This window comes from Janthinobacterium sp. PSPC1-1, from assembly GCF_049897625.1.
GTDB lineage: Bacteria > Pseudomonadota > Gammaproteobacteria > Burkholderiales > Burkholderiaceae_D > Janthinobacterium > Janthinobacterium tructae.
In genome coordinates this window covers 307,732-325,708 of record NZ_JAFCWP010000005.1, presented here as the reverse complement: position 1 = coordinate 325,708, position 17,977 = coordinate 307,732, and the positions used below count along the sequence as shown (strand labels likewise).

17 protein-coding genes are annotated in these 17,977 nt (G+C 63.2%); 8 read left to right on the top strand and 9 right to left on the bottom strand.

Features of this window, described 5'->3' with window-relative positions; translation table 11 throughout:
* Positions 1-60: 60 nt before the first annotated feature.
* Positions 61-873, bottom strand: coding sequence for an outer envelope protein (locus ACP7EG_RS18175; protein WP_426088828.1), 813 nt, complete (start codon positions 871-873; stop codon positions 61-63).
* Between the two features lie 446 nt (positions 874-1,319).
* Between ACP7EG_RS18175 and ACP7EG_RS18170 the strand changes: the two genes are divergently transcribed.
* The 6 genes from ACP7EG_RS18170 (at position 1,320) to ACP7EG_RS18145 (ending at position 8,700) form a co-directional block, all read left to right on the top strand.
* On the top strand, positions 1,320-2,834 hold the full coding sequence (locus ACP7EG_RS18170; protein WP_426088741.1) for an ABC transporter ATP-binding protein: 1,515 nt from the start codon (positions 1,320-1,322) through the stop codon (positions 2,832-2,834).
* A 50-nt stretch (positions 2,835-2,884) separates the two neighbouring features.
* Complete coding sequence (locus tag ACP7EG_RS18165) at positions 2,885-3,961, top strand: ABC transporter permease (protein WP_426088740.1); 1,077 nt, start codon at positions 2,885-2,887, stop codon at positions 3,959-3,961.
* The gene (locus ACP7EG_RS18160; protein WP_289950314.1) at positions 3,954-4,883 is read left to right on the top strand and encodes an ABC transporter permease; all 930 of its coding nucleotides are present in this window, start codon (positions 3,954-3,956) and stop codon (positions 4,881-4,883) included. Before ACP7EG_RS18165 ends, ACP7EG_RS18160 begins: the two co-directional genes overlap by 8 nt.
* Positions 4,884-4,904: 21 nt before the next feature.
* A complete protein-coding gene (locus ACP7EG_RS18155) occupies positions 4,905-5,990 on the top strand; it encodes a BMP family ABC transporter substrate-binding protein (protein ID WP_426088739.1) in 1,086 nt (361 codons plus the stop codon).
* A 121-nt stretch (positions 5,991-6,111) separates the two neighbouring features.
* Complete coding sequence (locus tag ACP7EG_RS18150) at positions 6,112-6,948, top strand: HDOD domain-containing protein (protein ID WP_071079117.1); 837 nt, start codon at positions 6,112-6,114, stop codon at positions 6,946-6,948.
* Positions 6,949-7,086: 138 nt separating this feature from the next.
* On the top strand, positions 7,087-8,700 hold the full coding sequence (locus ACP7EG_RS18145) for a M28 family peptidase (protein WP_426088738.1): 1,614 nt from the start codon (positions 7,087-7,089) through the stop codon (positions 8,698-8,700).
* Positions 8,701-8,848: 148 nt separating this feature from the next.
* Here ACP7EG_RS18145 and ACP7EG_RS18140 read toward each other — a convergent pair whose 3' ends face one another.
* Both ACP7EG_RS18140 and ACP7EG_RS18135 read right to left on the bottom strand, forming a co-directional pair.
* Positions 8,849-10,063: an MFS transporter gene (locus ACP7EG_RS18140; protein ID WP_426088737.1), complete on the bottom strand. Its 1,215-nt coding sequence runs from the start codon at positions 10,061-10,063 to the stop codon at positions 8,849-8,851.
* A 302-nt stretch (positions 10,064-10,365) separates the two neighbouring features.
* Entirely contained in the window at positions 10,366-11,376 is a 1,011-nt protein-coding gene (locus ACP7EG_RS18135) for an LLM class flavin-dependent oxidoreductase (RefSeq protein WP_426088736.1), read from the bottom strand.
* A 626-nt stretch (positions 11,377-12,002) separates the two neighbouring features.
* Between ACP7EG_RS18135 and ACP7EG_RS18130 the strand changes: the two genes are divergently transcribed.
* Complete coding sequence (locus tag ACP7EG_RS18130) at positions 12,003-13,130, top strand: M24 family metallopeptidase (RefSeq protein ID WP_426088735.1); 1,128 nt, start codon at positions 12,003-12,005, stop codon at positions 13,128-13,130.
* Positions 13,131-13,191: 61 nt separating this feature from the next.
* Here the strand turns inward: ACP7EG_RS18130 and ACP7EG_RS18125 are convergent, their stop codons facing one another.
* Complete coding sequence (locus tag ACP7EG_RS18125; protein WP_426088734.1) at positions 13,192-13,629, bottom strand: hypothetical protein; 438 nt, start codon at positions 13,627-13,629, stop codon at positions 13,192-13,194.
* 220 nt (positions 13,630-13,849) lie between these two features.
* Here ACP7EG_RS18125 and ACP7EG_RS18120 point away from each other — a divergent pair, with 220 nt between their 5' ends.
* On the top strand, positions 13,850-14,128 hold the full coding sequence (locus ACP7EG_RS18120; protein ID WP_426088733.1) for a hypothetical protein: 279 nt from the start codon (positions 13,850-13,852) through the stop codon (positions 14,126-14,128).
* 18 nt (positions 14,129-14,146) lie between these two features.
* On the opposite strand, the gene ACP7EG_RS18115 is transcribed toward ACP7EG_RS18120, so the two are convergent.
* From ACP7EG_RS18115 to ACP7EG_RS18095, 5 genes are all read right to left on the bottom strand, one after another.
* Complete coding sequence (locus ACP7EG_RS18115; protein ID WP_426088732.1) at positions 14,147-14,572, bottom strand: VanZ family protein; 426 nt, start codon at positions 14,570-14,572, stop codon at positions 14,147-14,149.
* Positions 14,573-15,112: 540 nt separating this feature from the next.
* On the bottom strand, positions 15,113-15,877 hold the full coding sequence (locus ACP7EG_RS18110) for an SDR family NAD(P)-dependent oxidoreductase (protein WP_426088731.1): 765 nt from the start codon (positions 15,875-15,877) through the stop codon (positions 15,113-15,115).
* 23 nt (positions 15,878-15,900) lie between these two features.
* Positions 15,901-16,422, bottom strand: a complete 522-nt coding sequence (locus ACP7EG_RS18105; protein ID WP_426088730.1) for a TPM domain-containing protein — start codon at positions 16,420-16,422, stop codon at positions 15,901-15,903.
* The gene (locus ACP7EG_RS18100; RefSeq protein WP_096234154.1) at positions 16,422-17,258 is read right to left on the bottom strand and encodes a TPM domain-containing protein; all 837 of its coding nucleotides are present in this window, start codon (positions 17,256-17,258) and stop codon (positions 16,422-16,424) included. The genes ACP7EG_RS18105 and ACP7EG_RS18100 overlap by 1 nt, the downstream gene beginning before the upstream one ends.
* A 1-nt stretch (position 17,259) precedes the next feature.
* Positions 17,260-17,874, bottom strand: coding sequence for a LemA family protein (locus ACP7EG_RS18095; protein ID WP_244199061.1), 615 nt, complete (start codon positions 17,872-17,874; stop codon positions 17,260-17,262).
* Positions 17,875-17,977 lie beyond the last annotated feature (103 nt).

Below are 17,977 nucleotides of genomic sequence, written 5' to 3'. Positions count from 1 at the left end.
CAGGAAAGCTTCATGCTGGCATCAGGCGCGAACGTGGGTGTTGATGCGTAACAATGAATTTTAGAAATGGTACTCCGCGCGTATCATCGGCGTCTTCGCCGTCTGGCCCACATTGCCCGTGGTGGCGGGCGAGTTGCCGAACTTGTTCTTCCAGTACTGGTATTCCAGGCCCACGCGGAAGGTGTTCTTGGCGCTGCCCAGGGCCGCGCCCACGTCGTACATCACTTGCATGTCGATATTCGTTTCCACCGCCGTCTTGCGTCCCACTTCATCGTTGCCTTTTGAATCGATGAGGTTAAAGAAGCCTTCGAACGAGAACAGCGGCGACAGAGGAATGCCCCAGGCGCCCGTCAGCATGGCGTGCGTTTTATACGTGTAGCGGCCCGTCACTTGCGAGATGGGCGGGAAGGCGCCGCTGGGGGCATTGCTTTCACGCAGCAACAGCAGGCTGGTGTTGAAGAAGCCGGGCACGTCCCACATCAGGGTGGGGCCGGCCACCAGCATGCGCTTGCGCGAGTTATAGCCGACGTCATTTTTCGTGTTGACGTCGAAGCCCAGGGTGACGCCGACGCCGCGCACGGGGCCGAACTTGATGTCGCTGCCGCGTACCTTGCCGATGTCGATGGTGTTGCGGTACACCAGATACGCCTCTTGTGCGCCGGAAGTCTTGCCCAGCGCGCCAGGGTCCTTGCTGTCGGACATGAGGAAATCGAGGTTGACGAAGTTGCTGCCGTATTTGTAGCCGCTGGCGTGCGTGATGGCAAAGATGTTTTTCTTGATGTCATCGGGATTGAACGGCTCGCGGTAGTCACTGCCGGCGCGCCAGCTGAGCGCGGTGTCGCTCCATTCGGCAGCCTGGGCGGTCGCTCCCAGGCCCAGGGTCGTGGCAAGGCACAGGCAAGGCAACAGACACGGTAAGATTTTTGGCACTTTCGGCTCCTGATGGCGGTGTTGGAAAACGGATACAAGGGATGGCGGGGCGCGTAGAGCGCATGATGCGCTGCGTTGCCGCAGAATGCGCGCCGTTCAATCCATGATGCGAGAGGCGCGGCATCAGACAATATGCAGTATTTACATACTTACTATCATTTCTTGCATATAATCATCGCATCTTCCAGCCCCTGTGGGGCAAGGCGGGGGCTGCAAAGCAGCTAATTTTTTTCAAAATTGTATACAGGTGTTGTTTTTTTGTAGAAATAGAAATGGACTGCCAAATGCCAGCCCCCAAGCATCCGCGGATGCCGATACGATAGCTATCGCGATGGCTTGATGCCGCGCCGATCGATAGACGGACAACTTAGCGAGGCACGAAAAAAACAATGACGGCACGTCTCGAATTACATGACATCAGCAAGCGCTATCCGTCCGTGGTGGCGAATGACGGCATCCACCTCACCGTGGCGCCCGGACAAATTCACGCCGTGCTCGGCGAAAACGGTGCCGGCAAATCGACCTTGATGAAAATCATCTATGGCGCCGTGCAACCCGATGGCGGACGCATCCTGTGGAATGGCCGCGAGGTCGAGATCGCCAACCCGTCGGCTGCGCGCGCGCTGGGCATCGCCATGGTGTTTCAGCACTTTTCCCTATTCGACACGCTCACCGTGACGGAAAACATCGCCCTCGGTTTGCCCGCCGGCACCAACATGGCGGAACTGGCGCAGCGCATCGAGGCGACGGCGCGCCAGTACGGCCTGGACCTGGAACCGCAGCGCCACGTGCACACCTTGTCGGTGGGCGAATGCCAGCGCGTGGAAATCGTGCGCGCCCTGTTGGCCAAGCCGCAACTGTTGATCCTCGATGAACCGACTTCCGTGCTGACGCCGGGCGCCGTGGAGAAACTGTTTACTACCTTGCGCCAGCTGGCGGCCGAAGGCTGCAGCATCCTGTACATCAGCCACAAGCTCGACGAAATCCGCGCCCTGTGCCATACCTGCACGGTGGTGCGCGCCGGCAAGAACGCGGGCGTGTGCGATCCCACTCAGGAATCGGCGGCCAGCCTGTCACGCATGATGATCGGCGCCGAGCCGCCCGCCGTCACGCGCGTGGCGCGCACGCCCGGTGCCGTCATGCTGAGCGTGCGGCAGCTGGACTTGCCGAAGAGCCACCCGTTTGCCACGCAGTTGACGGACATCAATTTCGACGTGCGCGCGGGCGAGATCGTCGGCATCGCGGGCGTGTCCGGCAATGGCCAGCAGGAATTGCTGGCCGCGCTGTCGGGCGAGGACATGCGTGCGGCCCCCGCCAGCATCGTGCTGAACGGCACGCCGGCGGGACGCTTGCCGCCGGGGCGACGCCGCGCCCTGGGCTTCGGCTTCGTGCCGGAGGAGCGGCTGGGACGCGGCGCCGTGCCCGACATGGGGCTGGCCGACAATGTGTTGTTGAGCTTGCAGACACCCGCCACCATCCGCCACGGCTTCGTGCGTCATCACGTCATCGCGCAGCGGGCGGCCGCCATCATCGCCCGCTTCCAGGTGAAGGCGGGCGGGCCGCAGGCGCTGGCGCGCAGCTTGTCTGGAGGCAATTTGCAGAAATATATAGTCGGACGCGAAGTCATGCGCGAGCCCACCGTGCTGGTGGTCGCGCAGCCGACCTGGGGTGTGGACGTGGGCGCGGCCGCGCAAATCCGTGCCGAATTGCTGGCGCTGCGCGACGCCGGTTGCGCGCTGCTGGTCGTCTCTGAGGAACTCGATGAATTGTTCGAGATCAGTGACCGCTTGCTGGTGATGGCGAAAGGAAAAATTTCACCATCGCTCGATGTGGGCGAGGCCAGCGTGGCGCAGGTGGGGCAATGGATGAGCGGGCTGTGGCCGCAGGAGGTAGTCCATGGCTAAGTTTGCCTTGCAGCTGGAAAAGCGTCAGGTATACCCGAAGGGGGCGGCCCATGGCTAAGTTTGCCTTGCGCCTGGAAGCCAGGCCTACCCCGTCGCGGCTGATGTCGTGGCTGTCGCCCGTGCTGGCCGTGCTGCTGACCGTGCTGTGCGGCGCGCTGCTATTTGTTGCGCTTGGACACGATCCGCTCGCGGGACTGGCCGTCTTCTTCGTGGAACCCTTGCGCGACGCGCACGGCTGGTCCGAGCTGGGCATCAAAGTGGCGCCGCTGCTGTTGATCGCCGTGGGCCTGGCCATCTGCTTTCGCGCCAATATCTATAACATCGGCGCGGAAGGGCAGCTGACCCTGGGCGCCATCTGCGGCGGCGCGGCAGCCCTGTACCTCGACGATGGCGTGGGCGGCGCGACCGTCATCGGCGTGTCCCTGCTGGCCGGCATGGCGGGCGGCATGGCGTGGGCGGGATTGGTGGCGTGGCTGCGCGACCGCTACAACGCCAGCGAAATCCTCGTCTCGCTGATGCTGGTCTACATCGCGCAATTGCTGCTCAGCTATCTCGTGTACGGCGTGCTGCGCGACCCGGAAGGCTTCAACTTCCCTCAGTCGAAACTGCTGTCCGACGGCTTGCTGTTGCCGATGGTGATCAGCGACACGCGTCTACATGTGGGTATCATCTTCGCCTTGCTGGCCTCGCTGGGCGGCTGGCTGTATTTGTCGCGCAGCATTTCGGGCTTCCGCCTGCGCGTGGGCGGCATGGCGCCCGCCGCCGCGCGGTATGCGGGCTTTTCTTCGCGCAAGACTTTATGGTCGTCCCTGCTGATCTGCGGCGCCCTGTCCGGCCTGGCGGGCGCCTGTGAAGTGCTGGGACCGATGGGGCAGCTCACGCCCACGGTCTCGCCCGGCTACGGTTTTGCCGCCATCATCGTCGCCTTCGTGGGACGGCTGCATCCCGTCGGCGTCCTCTTTTCCAGCTTCGTCATGGCCCTGTTCTATATCGGCGGAGAACTGGCGCAATCGCGCCTGGGGTTGCCCAGCGCGATCACGGGCGTGTTCCAGGGCATCTTGCTGTTCGCCTTGCTCGCTTGCGACGTGCTGATCCAATACAAACTGCGCTGGAGAAAACATGGATAACCTGGCCCTGACGATAGCGCCCTTGATCGCCGCCAGCATCAATGCGGGCACGCCGCTGATGCTCGCCGCGCTCGGTTTGCTCGTCAACGAAAAGGCTGGCGTGGTGAACCTGGGCGCGGAAGGCATGATGCTGGTATCGGCCATCACGGGCTTTGCCGTGGCCGTCAACACGGGCAGCCCCACCCTGGGTTTTCTGGCGGGGGCTGGCGCCAGCATGGTGCTGTCCGGCTTCTTTGCCTGGCTGACCGTATGGCTGGGCACGAACCAGTACGCGACGGGCCTGGCTTTATCGCTGTTCGGCGCGGGCGCGTCCACCTACATCGGTCTGAAGTATGTGGGCAACAGCTTGCAGAATGGCCGCTTCGGCATCCCGTTCCTGGAAGACATTCCCGTGCTGGGGCCGGCCCTGTTCCGCCAGCATCCGATGGTGTATCTGTCGCTGCTGCTGTGCGTGGCCATCGCCTGGTTTTTGTACCGCACGCGGGCGGGACTCGTGCTGCGCGCCGTGGGTGAATCTCCCGCGTCCGCGCATGCACTCGGCTATCCCGTGCGCCGCATCCGCCTGGCGGCCGTGCTGTTCGGCGGCGCCTGCTGTGGCCTGGCCGGCGCGTTTTTATCGCTCGTGTACACGCCGCTGTGGGTCGAGGGCATGGTGGCGGGGCGCGGATGGATCGCGCTGGCGCTGACCACGTTTGCCACCTGGCGCCCCGCGCGCGTGGTGGGCGGTGCCTACCTGTTTGGCGGCATCACCATTCTGACCTTCCATGCGCAGGCGCTGGGCGTGCCGATCGCCTCGCAGCTGCTGTCGATGCTGCCGTATGTGGCGGCCATCGTCGTGCTCGTGCTCATTTCCAGCAATGCCAATTACATCAAGCTCAACATGCCCGCTTCGCTGGGGAAAAATTTCAATCCCGGAAATTAATCACTCACCACAAGGAAAACCATGTCCAAGAAATTACTGTGCGCCGCCGTTTGCAGTGCCACGCTGATGTCCTCCATGCCTGCCATGGCCGCCGCGCCCGCCGCCGCTCCATTGAACGTCGGTTTTGTTTACATCAGCCCCATCGGCGATGCGGGCTGGACCACCCAGCACGACCAGGCGCGCAAGGAAATGGAAAAGGCGCTGGGCAACAAGATCACCACCAAGTTTGTGGAAAACGTGCCGGAAAGCGCTGATGCGGAAAGGGTGATCCGTGACCTGGCGCAAACGGGCAGCAAGCTGGTCATCACGACCTCGTTCGGTTACATGAATCCCACCTTGAAAGTGGCGAAGCAATTTCCTAATGTGAAGTTCATCCACCTGACTGGTTACAAGACGGCCGTCAACGTGGCCAACACCAACGCCCGTTTTTACGAAGGCCGCTACCTGGCCGGCGTGTTGGCAGGCAAGATGAGCAAGACGCATGTGGCCGGTTATGTGGCGGCGTTTCCCATTCCGGAAGTGTTGCAGGGCGTCAACGCCTTCACGCGCGGCATGCGCAGCGTCGACCCGAAGGCGGAAGTGAAAGTGGTGTGGGTGAATAGCTGGTTCGACCCGGGCAAGGAACGCGACGCGGCCATCACCCTGATCGGCCAGGGCGCCGACGTGGTCACCCACCACACGGACTCGACCGCCGTGGTGCAGGCGGCGGAAGAAAAGGGCAAGTATGCGATCGCCTACCACTCGGACATGAAAAAGTACGGACCGAAGGCGCAGCTGGCCGCCGTCACCCACCATTGGGGCGAGTACTATACGAAGCAGGCACAGGCCGTGCTGGACGGTACGTGGAAGTCCAGCAGCACCTGGGGCGGCATCAAGGATGGCATGGTCAAGCTGGAAGGCATCAACGCCGCCGTGCCCGCCGATGTGAAACAGTTTGTATTGGCGCGCGAGAAAGACTTGGTGGCTGGCAAGCTCAATCCTTTCAGCGCGCCGATCAAGGATAACGATGGCAAGGTGCGCCTGGAGAAAGGCGTGCTGGACGATGCGGCGCTGACGAAGATGGATTATTTTGTCGAAGGCGTGGCAGGGAAAGTTTCCGGAAAGTAATAGGTTTGAATTTGAACTTGCTGTAATATTGCCGGAAACGGGAGCAAGGCCGGGGATACATGCGCATTCCCGGCCCATCCACATAGCAGAGCCTGCATAGGCCCGTACCGGAGATCGACTCATGGACAGATTGGAAGTATTCAAGATTATCGCGCTGCAAGCGAGCAAGGGCGAGCTGACGTTCCCCGCCAACGTCAAGGCCACCTTGAAGCTGCAGGAAGCGCTGGACGACCCCGATTGCCATATCGAAGCGGCCGCCCGCATGGTCATGGCCGAGCCGCTGCTGTCGGCGCGGGTCGTGGCCTTGGCCAACTCGGCCGCCTACAACCGTTCCGGCAATGAAATCGCCAATGTGCGCGCAGCCGTTTCGCGCCTGGGCTTTGCCACCTTAAAGTCGATGGTGGCGTCCGTCATCGTGCGCCAGCTGGGCAGCCAGATTACCGACCCGCAATTGCGCGCGAAGGGGGCCAAGCTGTGGGAACACACGGCCCACGTGGCGGCATTGAGCCAGGTCATCGCGCGGAAAGTCACGCATGTGGACGTGGAAACGGCCATGTTCGCCGCCATCGTGCACGAGGTGGGCGGCTTTTATCTGCTGTCGCGCGCCGAGGAATATCCGGGCTTGCTCGACGACAACACGGAAGACTGGATCGAATACGGCGAAAAACTGATCGGCCGCGGCGTGCTGCGCCAGCTGCAAGTACCGGACATGGTTTTGCAGGCAGTGGAAGGCATGTGGCACGGCGGCAGCCCGTTCCCGCCCCGCACCTTGGGCGCGACCCTGGTGCTGGCCAACGATCTGTCGCCCGTCGGCTCGCCCCTGCACCCGCCGGAAAGCGCCGAGCGGCGCCTGGCAGCGGCGAAGATCGACTTCGGGATTGGTGGCAGCACCCTGCACACGATACTCGAGGAATCGGCCGAAGAGATCGAATCCTTGGCGGCGGCCCTGCTGGTCTGACGCTTTTTCCATCGTCTATCCCCGCCTTTGCCGCGGGGATTTTTTTCGTCCGCATTTTGATCCATCTTTCCCCATGGCATACAATCGCCGGCCCGGCTATCCGCCGGACTGAATGTCTCCTCTTACCCAAAGGATCTTATGCAGAAGCTGTTTTCTTCCCTCGCCTTGACTGCGCTGGCGTTTTCCGCGCACGCCGCTGCCGGTTTGCCCGTGGTACAGGAAGCGCCGCTGCGCGCCCACCTGGCCTTCCTGTCCAACGATTTGCTGGAAGGCCGGGGCACGGGCCAACGGGGCGCCGACCTGACGGTGGCGTATCTGGAAACCCAGGCGCAGATGGCCGGTTTGCGTCCCGTGCGCGGCAACAGCTACCGCCAGAGCGTGCAAATCGCCGGCGTGAAGTCGCTGCCTGCCGCAAGCAGCCTGCAGGCGCTGGCAGGTGGCAAGGCCGTACCGCTGGCGTTCGGCCCGGACTGGGTCTGGGCCACGGGCGACTCCGTTGCCGCCCACACCTTCGACGCCCCGCTGGTGTTCGTCGGCTACGGCATCACGGCGCCGGAAGAGGGCTGGAACGATTTCAAGGGCGTCGATGTCAAAAACAAGATCGTCGTCATGATGGTCAACGACCCGCAACCGACCACTCTTGATCCGAACCGCTTCGCCGGCAAGGCACTCACGTATTACGGCCGTTGGACGTACAAATTCGAGGAAGCCAGGCGTCAGGGCGCGGCTGGCGTATTGCTGATCCACACGAAACCGTCGGCCTCGTACGACTGGAGCGTGGTGCAGAATAGCTGGAGCGGTAGCGAGCGCTTCCAGCTGGCGGACCGCACTGCCGGCACTCCCCTGCAGGGCTGGATCGCGGAAGATGCGGCGCGTCGCTTGTTTGCGGCCGGTGGCCAGGACCTGGACGCCTTGCGCGCGCAGGCGGAAAGCAAGGACTTCAAGGCCGTCGCGCTCGACGCCAAGTTGTCGGGCGAAATGAAATCGGTCGTGCGCAAGGTGGAGCAGTTCAATATCGCCGGCATGGTGCCGGGTACGGACCCGGTATTGAAGGATGAAGCCGTCATCTACAGCGGCCACTGGGACCACCTGGGCAAGCAAGGTGACAGCGGAGATACGATTTACAACGGCGCCGTCGACAATGCCTCGGGCACGGCCGGCTTGCTGGCCATGGCGCAGGAAGCTGTGAAAAATCCGGCGAAGCGCACGCAGATTTTCCTGTGGGTGGCGGCCGAAGAGCAGGGTTTATTGGGTAGCGCTGCCTACGCGGCCGACCCGCTGTGGCCTTTGAACAAGACGGCGGCCGCGCTGAACCTCGACAGCTTGAATTTCGTCGCCGCCACGCATGACATCGGCGCGCAAGGCAGTGAGCGCACGGACTTGGGCGCGATGGCGGCGGCGACCGCCAAAGCCATGGGCATGCATATCGCTGCCGCGCGTCCCGACCTGGCCGGCGGCTATTTCCGCAGCGACCATTTTAGTTTTGCCAAGGCGGGCGTGCCCGCGTTTTCCATCAATGGCGGCCGCGAGTACATCAAGGATGTGGCGGCGTCGAAAGCCAAGGCGGCCGCCTACGGCCCCCGCTACCATCAGGTCACCGATGAGTATGATGCCAGCTGGGATTTGTCGGGCATGACGCAGCAGGCGCAATTCACGTTGAACCTGGGGCAAGCTGTGGCCAACGCGGCGAAAATGCCGGCGTGGAAGGCGGGCGACGCGTTTGGCAAGGCGCGTGAGCAGGCTGCAAAGTAAGGGGTGGTTTGCGCCAACAATGTTGTCGGGTTACGCGCTGGCGCGCTAACCCGACCTACGCACTTGCTCCAAGCGAACAGGCGTAGGTCGGATTAGTGCGGCGAGGCCGCGCGTAATCCGACAACACGGTTGGCGCCGCAGCGCCAGATCAAGCCGTCCGTTCCAGCCGCCGTTGTGTATGCCGGTACTTGCTCCACACCAGCAGCAGCAACAGCGGCATGGCGCCGCCCACCATGCACAGGGCCGGCCAGCCGCCAGCGGCGAAGCTGGCGCTGGCCAGCGCGGAACCGGCCGACGCGCCGATGAAGCCGCCCGCGATGAACACGGTGGTGACGCGCGCGCGGGCATGCGGCGCCAATTTATAGATGATGGACTGGTGCGTCACTTGCAGGCCCATCACGCCCATGTCCAGCAGGACGATGCCGATCAACAGCAGCACAAGCGAATGGGCGCCGAAGCCGATCAGGGCCCAGCCCGCGATCGAGGCGACAGCCAGCAGCCAGGTGGCCTGCCGTGCATAGCCGCGATCGGCCATGCGGCCAGCCGTATTCGCGGCAAAGGCACCCGTGGCGCCGGCCAGGCCGAACAGGCCGATCTGCATTTCCGAATAGTGGTACGGCGCGCCGCTGAGCAAGAAGGTCAGGCCCGTCCAGAACACGCTGAAGGTGCCCAGGCCCAGGCCCGAGAACAGGGCGCGCTGGCGCAGCAAGGGTTCCTGGCGGATGATGTCGGCCAAGGAGGCCATCAGCTTGCCGTATTGCAGCTTGCCACGCGGCGCCTCGTTCGGCAGGATGCGGCGCAGCATGACGAGCAAGGCGGCCACGACGATGGCGGCCAGTACGTAGACGGTACGCCAGCCGCCGCTGATCTGCGACACCGTGCCGGAGACGGTACGCGCCAGCAAGATCCCCAGCAACAAGCCCGTCATGACGGTGCCCACCATGCGGCCCCGGCTATGGTCGGGCGCATACGAGGCCACCATGGCCGTCACTACCATCAAGGCGCTGGCCGTGATTCCCATCAAGACGCTGGCGATGGCAAAGACGATGATGTTCTGGCTGGTGGCAGCCAGCAGCAGGGCGCCTATCTTGGCGATCAGCATCCATGTCAGCAATTGGCGGCGGTTCAGCACGTCGCTGAGGGGCACGAGGAACACGATGCCCAGCACATAGCCGATCTGCGTGGCCGTGACCAGGTAGCCCGCTTGCGGCACGCTCACGCCAAACGAGGCGGCCAGCATCGAGGTGAGCGGCTGCACGTAGTACAGGCTGGCGACGAGCACGCCGGCGGACAGGGCGAACAACAGGATGCGGGTGGAACTCAGCAGGCTGCTGGCGTCGATATGAGAGGGTGCGGATTTCATGCGATACAACTTTCTTGGAATGACGCTTTTGGATCAGCATGATAGCGGGGCTGCGCATTTCCTGCCGGGCAGGGCCGATTTTTCGGCTGTAACGTAGACAAGAGGCAGGCAAAAAAATCCCGGCGATCGTTGCCGACGGCCGGGAAAAGGGTATACGGGGATATACCGAGGGAGGAAGATAAAACGTGTTCTAAACTTACTGCGCGTCGTTAGTCGCGGCCTGCGATGCTCACTGCCTCGGTGGCCCCGTGCATCCGCACAGTTCCGCGTCTCGTCCACAACTCACTTCCGCTCGCGACAGTTTAGAAAACGTTTTTATGAGCGCTTGCCAGCTCCGCATGCACCTGCGCCGTGATTTCGTACGAGCGCAGGCGGTGCTGGTGCTCGAAGATCTGCGAGGTGATCATCAGTTCGTCGGCGCCCGTTTCGGCGATGAAGGCGGCCAGCTTCGCCTTGACGGTCTCCGGCGCGCCGATAGCCGTGCACGACAGGACGGAGTCGAGCATGGCGCGTTCCTGCGGGCCCAATTGCTCCAGATAACCGGGCACGGGCGGCTGCAGGCGCGACGGGCGGCCCGTGCGCAGGTTGACGAACGCCTGCTGCATCGAGGTGGCGCGCAGATGTGCCTCGGCATCCGTGTCGGCGGCGAACACATTAAAGCCCAGCATCACGTACGGTTTGGCCAATTGTTTGGACGGCTTGAAGTGTTCGCGGTAATACGCCACGGCTTGCAGCATCATCTGCGGCGCGAAGTGCGAAGCGAACGCATACGGCAAGCCCAGGTGGGCGGCCAGCTGGGCGCCGAACAGGCTCGACCCCAGTATCCACACGGGCACTTTCGCGCCCTTGCCGGGCACGGCCAGCACGCGCTGGCGCGGCTCGTCGGACATGTAGTCGATCAATTCCAGCACGTCTTGCGGAAACTGTTCCGCGTCGGACTGCAAGTCGCGGCGCAGCGCGCGCGCCGTGGTCTGGTCGGAGCCGGGCGCGCGGCCCAGGCCAAGGTCGATGCGGCCCGGGTGCAGCGCTTCCAGCGTGCCGAACTGTTCCGCGATGACCAGCGGCGAATGGTTCGGCAGCATGACGCCGCCCGCACCCACGCGGATGGTTGTCGTGCCGGCCGCCACATGGGCGATGACGACGGCCGTGGCGGCGCTGGCGATACCGGGCATGCCGTGGTGTTCGGCCAGCCAGTAGCGGTTGTAGCCCCAGCGTTCACCGTGCTGCGCCAGGTCCAGCGTGTTCTTGAACGACTGGCTGGCGTTGCTGCCTTCGGCGATGGGCGCGAGGTCGAGTATGGAAAATGGAATCATGGTAGCGATATCGGGACGTGGTGGAAAATCACAATGGACGATTTGTCTATCCCCTGACGCTGGCAGGGTCACCCATGGCAGCATGGCGGGGAAGACAGGCTGTGTACATGATAATGCGAATCGGGAATTTGCGTACTGATCGGTAAAAAACTCGGTATGTGATGAACGCGATCCGGGATAAACAGGGGCCGCTGAGCAAGCGCATTGAGTTGTACGTGTACAAGGAGGAATGGACTGGGAAGCGTTGCAACCGTTCCTGAAAACCCATACGCCGCCGCAGGTCAGCATCACCATCCCCGGTGGTGCCGGCAGCGCTGCAGGTGCAGATCGGCGATGTCCACGGGGCATTGCTAACCCGAGTTCATCACGGAAAAACAGCTGCTGTTGAGCTTGCAAATGTACACGGCTGTCTTGAGCGAGCTGGCGAAATAGCTGCTTGCAAAAATAGACGGAAGTCATAGACTGCAAGCCTGAGACGAATCCGGGCGCCGAACTTTTTATGCGCATGCGGGTCTGACGTTTCCATATAGGAAGGGAGCAGCTATGCATGCACAACAGGAGGCCCGGCTGGCGCCAGGCAGGGCAGGCGGGGTGGTGCCGCGCCTGAACCCGGACAAGGAGTGGTCATGAACTGGCCGCTGGAACTGGAAGTGGCGCACAAGCTGGCACAGATGCGGGGCTGGCTGGAACAGGAACGTGCCGGTGCCGTGCGCCTGCGCGGCGTGGACTGGTTTGCATGGGCCACGGCGGGCGCGTCGAACAGCCATAGCCATGCGGCCGAGTGCGGCTGTGCGGAAGTGCTGGTGACGCGCGACGCGGCCTATATCCTGACCGACGAAGCCGAAGCCATGCGCATGCGCGAGGAAGAAGTGCGCGGGCCATGGACGTGGCAAGTGTCGCCCTGGATGCAGCCGCAGCTGTATGAGTTGCGCGAGCATTTCGTGCAGCATGTGGCCGGCGGCGCGCCTGTCTTGTCCGACCGGCCAGGCTTGCACGAACGCAGCCTGCCCGTGGCCCTGCGCGAAGAGCGGCTGGTGCTGCTGGAATCGGAGCAGCAGCGCTATCGCCAGGTGGGGCAGCTGGCTGCCGGCGCGGCCGCCGATGCGCTGCGCCAGGCCCGCCCCGACTGGAGCGAGCAGGAACTGGCTGCCGCCTGCGTGCGCGCGCTGTGGTTGCGGGGCTTGCAGGCCGTGCATGTGCTGGTCAGCGGCGCGGAGCGCCAACAGCGGTATCGGCGCGCGCCGCCGGCCCAGGTGGTGCTGGGCACGCAAGCCGTACTGGCCCTGTGCGCGCGGCGTTTCGGCCTGTGCGCCAGCCTGAGCCGTCAACGCCGCTTCGGCCCGGCGCAGCATCGCGCCGATGGCGCGGCGGTGGCCATGGACGATGCCGATGCCGCCATGCTGGCGCTGGAAGCGGTGGCGCTCGACGCTTGCGAAACGGGCCACGCGCTGAGCATGGTGTATCACGCGCTCGACAGCGCCTACGCGTATGCCGGCCAGCCCGATACGGTGCGTACCAGCCGGCAAGGTGGCATCCATGGCTACCTGGCGCCCGAAGTGGCGGCCGGCGCGCACACGGAAATCATCCTCAAGCGGGGCATGGCGCTGGCCTTCCACCCCAGCCTGCCCGGCAGCACGGTGGAAGACACCTTTCTGCTCGACGGCAACCAATTACACAACCTGACGCATGACCCGGCCTGGCCCTCGGCCATGGTGCAGGGGCGCAGCCGCCCGTTGACCCTGGCCTTGGCCTGATGCGGCCCTGTGCAGTAGCCATCGGCAGGGATCGGCAAGCCCCGGCAAGCCCCGGCACCTGTCAATAGCGCTGCATCACGCCTTTTTGCACGCTGACCCGGTCGCCAATCTGGAAGACGGGCTGGGTATTTTGCATGAAGGTGCGCGTCGTGCCGTCGTCCAGGCGCAAGGTGACGCGGTACAGCATATTGCCCGCCGCACCCGAGGTGCTGCCGGCGGTGCCCGATGTACCCGCCTGCATGTCGGCACTGCCTTGATCCATGCCACGCGGTACGGTTTCTATCGACTGCACCGTCGCTGAACTGATGTTCATGCCGGACTGATCCGTATCGCTGCGCATGCTGCTCGCTGGCACGCTGCTTTGCGGCGCAGTGCCGGCCGGTGTGGCGTAGGTTTCGCCGCCATTGCTGCGCGCCAGGCTGGTACTGTCCGTGGAATGGCAGGCCACCAGCAAGGTACAGGCCAGGCCGGCAAGCAGCAGGGTTTTTTTCGATCTCATCTTGGTCTCCTCATGGTCGAACACTCAGGATCGGCACCCGCGATGACGCGGATAGCAGCGATTGCTGCATGTAAGAGCATGGCGGCACCGGGATGTTCTGCCGCCGTCATGAGCGATTGAGCTAGATCAAGCGTCTAATTGCCGTGCTTGGTATAAACGATGCTGGTAATCACTAGGTCGTGCGCCCGCACGTTTCCTCACTGTTGAATCGGGAGAAAAAATGCCATCTGGTCCTACCGCAAAACTGATCGATGAACTGGTGCTGGCCGTCGGCGGCACCGCGCGCGATGCCCGTGCGCGCCATGTACTGGCGCAGGCCTTGCATGGCCTGGTGCGGCTGGCGCGCTCGGAACAGTTGCTGGACATGCAGCGCGATGCGGCACGCGCCATGGGGGCTGGCAGCCGGCGCGAGACGCGTGCCCTGATGCGGCGCCTGGGCACGGGCAGCCAGGGGCAGTTGCCGCTGGCATTACAGGATAGCGAAGCGGACCGCGCCTGACGGGCGGTCATACCCCATTCAGGCATTCGGTTGCGGCGTTCCCTTGCCGAGGGCAGAGGCGACCATTTTGGGCCAGAGGAAACACAGCGGCAGGCAGACCGCCGCCGCGGCCGTGATATCGACCACCCAGTCGCTCACGGCGCCACGGCGGTAAGGCAGGAAACTCTGGATGAATTCGTCCAGCGCGCCCATGGCCGCCACCATCAGCACCGACAGCAGCGCCCGGCGCGCCATGCCACCGTCCGTGCCGCTGAACAGGATCAGGGCCAGTACGCCATAGCCGAAGGAATGCAGCACGCCGCCCGACGCATATTGGCCCACGTCCGCGCGCACGCCCGGGATATCGCCGATCAAAATCACCAGGGCATACAGCAGCAGCGCGGTGCGGTAGCGCAGGCGTGCGTGGCGGTCGGCAAAACACAGTTCGAGCAAGGGTGCAGGCATGGTGCGTCAGGACGGTGGAAAGGCAGTCACAATATCATGTGCGTGGCGGGTCACCATGTTTTTGCGCAAGAGCTTAATGGACAGGCAAAAAAAGGCCCGCGGAGACGCGGGCCAAAAACCCAAATGAAATGGGTCAAGAGTGAGAGTTGCTCGGTGCTCACCATGTCGCGCGCCTTGCCGGCGCGCGCCACGGTCATGAAAGGGGAGTGGTGTGCCATCGCGGCACACCTGTCTGTAGTCAGGCATATCGGTTGCCTGTACAGCAGATGAAGCAAGTATAGGGGGCGAACATGACGGGCCGATGACACGCCGCAACATTTTTTGCAGCGCCGGCATAGTTACTGAAAAACCGGACGGCATGGCAAGAATTGCCATGTTTCAGGAGTGACAGCAAAAAAAAAGCCCGCTGGTGAAAGCGGGCTTAAAACTATTTTCTTGGAGGAGAATAGTGGAGACAGGTGCATTATGCTGCGTCGCACGATATGTGTCTAATGGTCTTTTTAGATATCTATTATGCTTTTTTGATATAACTCGCTTGTTTCACTCCTTCACGGGCACCGTGTAATTGAGTGCCATGCGTCCGCCATCGACATAGATGGTCTGGCCCGTCATGTAGGTGGCGTCGTCGCTGGCCAGGAAGGCGGCGATACCGGCCACTTCTTCCGGTTCGCCGCAGCGGCCCAATGGGGTGCGCGACAGGATCGTGTGGCGCGCCTCGGGGCTCGACAGCACAGCCTGCTTGGCCAGTTCCGTCAGGATGGTGCCCGGCCCGATGCCGTTGACGCGCACGCCATGCGAGGCAAGATTCAAGGCCATGACTTTGGTCAGCTGGTTGATGGCGCCTTTCGACACCACGTACGGCACCTGGTTCGGAATCGCCAGCTCCGCATTCACGCTGGACATGTTGATGATGCAGCCGCTGTTGCGCTTGACCATCTCGCGCGCCACGGCCTGGCCGCACAGGAACATCGATTTCAGGTTGATGCGCATGACCCGGTCGAAATCGTCTTCGCAGACATCGAGGAAATCGGCCGCGTGCGTCACGCCCGCATTGTTGACGAGGATATCGATGTGGCCGAACTGCGCCAGCGTTTCCTTCAGCATGGCGTCCACGTCCGCCTTCTGGCTGACGTCGGCGCAAAAGAAGCGCGCCTGCGGGCCGAGGGCGGCCGCCGCCTGCGCGCCTTCTTCCTTGATGTCGACCAGCATCACCTGCGCCCCTTCGGCGATCAGGCGGGTGGCGCAAGCCAGGCCGATGCCTTGCGTGGCGCCCGTGACGATGGCGGTTTTATTGATTAGTTTCATGTAATCGCCTCGGCGGGAAGGAGTCAGAGGAGGATGGGTTCGTTCGGCAACTGGTTGCCGCGCGTGCCATCGGCGGGGAAGTGGCTTTGCAGCAAACCATTCAGCTGCTGCAAGGCGTCCAGCGTACTGTCGTGATAATTGCCGTCCTTGAAACCCCGTGTCATGGTGCGGCATACGCCTTGCCACTGTTCCGGCGTGACGCGGCGGCCCACGTTGCGGTCGGCGACGATATCGACCTGATGTTCGGCCAGGTTGATATAGATCAGCACGCCAACGTTATCTTCCGTATCCCACACGCCATACTGGGCGAACAGTTCGCGCGCCCGCTCGCGGTTGCTCACGCCCTGGTAGGCCATGCCAGGCGTCAGCGCCGCCTCGACGATTAGGCGCACTTCCGCCTGGTGCATTGCTTCACCATCGGCAATCGTCGTCTCGATGGCTTTCAGGGTGCGTTCTGGAAACGCCTGGCGCGCCGTCGCGGGCGTGCCGCGCAAATGTTTTAAAGCGCGTCCGCAGCGTTGTCCGAATGTCAGTTGTTTCGTCATTACCAATCTCCCGAGGCGCCGCCGCCGTCAAAACCGCCGCCGCCGCCACCGAAACCTCCGCCGCCACCGCCACCGCCAAAACCACCGCCGCCGCCGAAGCCTCCGCCGCCACCGCGGTTGTTCAGCGCCTGGCTCAAAATGCTGCCCAGCACGACACCCGTGGCGCCGCTGGACCAGTTGCTGCCGCGCTGCAGCCTGTTAGGCCCGCCGCGCGAACGGAACACGGTCAGTAGCACAAGAAAGCCGAAGAACAGCAGCGGCAGCCAGAAGGTCAGGCCGCCCGCTTCCACGGTGGCCGGGGCCTTTTGCTGAGCGGGCGCGGGAAATTGCTCCTGGTTGAGCAAGGTGGCAATCGACCCCACGCCGGCGACCAGACCGCCGTAATAATCGTTTTGCTTGAAGTGCGGGGCGATCACGTCTTGCAGGATGCGTTTCGATTGCGCATCCGTCAGCACGCCCTGCACGCCGCGGCCCGCTTCGATGCGCAGACGGCGCAGCGAGGATGGATTGTCTTTCGCCACCATCAGCAGCACGCCATCATCGACGCCCTTGCGGCCCAGCTTCCAGGCATCCGTCACGCGGATGCTGTATTGCTCGATGGCTTCCGGTTCCGTGCTCTTGACCAGCAGCACGGCGATCTGGCTGCCCGTCTTGGCTTCGTAATCGGCCAGCACGCCTTCCAGCGCCGCTTTTTGCTTCGCATCGAGCATGCCGGCGTTGTCCGTCACGCGCGCGGCCAGCGGCGGCACGGGCTGCAAGCCCTGCGCGCCGGCCGGCGGCATCGTCCACAGCAGCAGCGCCGTCGCCAGCGCCGCGAGGTAGGACCAGGCTTTCATCTTATTTGCCAAAGTTGACGGTCGGTGCGGTCGAGATGGCTTTTTCGTTTTCCACCGTGAACGATGGCTTGACCTTGTAGCCGAAGACCATGGCCGTCAGGTTGTTCGGGAAGCTGCGCGCATGCACGTTGTAATCCTGCACGGCGACGATGTAACGCTGGCGCGCCACAGTGATGCGGTTTTCCGTGCCTTCCAGCTGCGACTGCAAGTCGCGAAAGCTGGTATCGGCCTTCAGGTCCGGGTATTTCTCGGACACTACCATCAGGCGCGACAGGGCCGACGACAGCTGGCCCTGCACTTGCTGGAATTTCTCGAACGCGGCCGGGTCGTTCAGCACTTCGGGCGTGATCTGGAAACTGGTGGCGGCGGCGCGCGCCTTGGTCACCGCTTCCAGCGTTTCGCGCTCGTGCGTGGCATAGCCCTTGACGGTATTGACCAGGTTGGGGATCAGGTCGGCGCGGCGCTGGTACTGGTTGACCACTTCGCCCCAGGCGGCCTTGGTGGCTTCATCCTTGCTCTGGAAGTCGTTGTAGCCGCAGCCCGTCAGGATGCCGGCCAGGACGGTGATGCTCAGCGTCAGACGCAGCCATTGGGTGAATTGTTTGGTGATTTGCATGATGGGTTCCGTGCAGAGTAAAAGGGATGCGGCAAATATACCTGAAACGGCCTGCAATGTCGGTTTAATCAGCGCCGGCCGCCAGCACAGGCTGACTCGATGG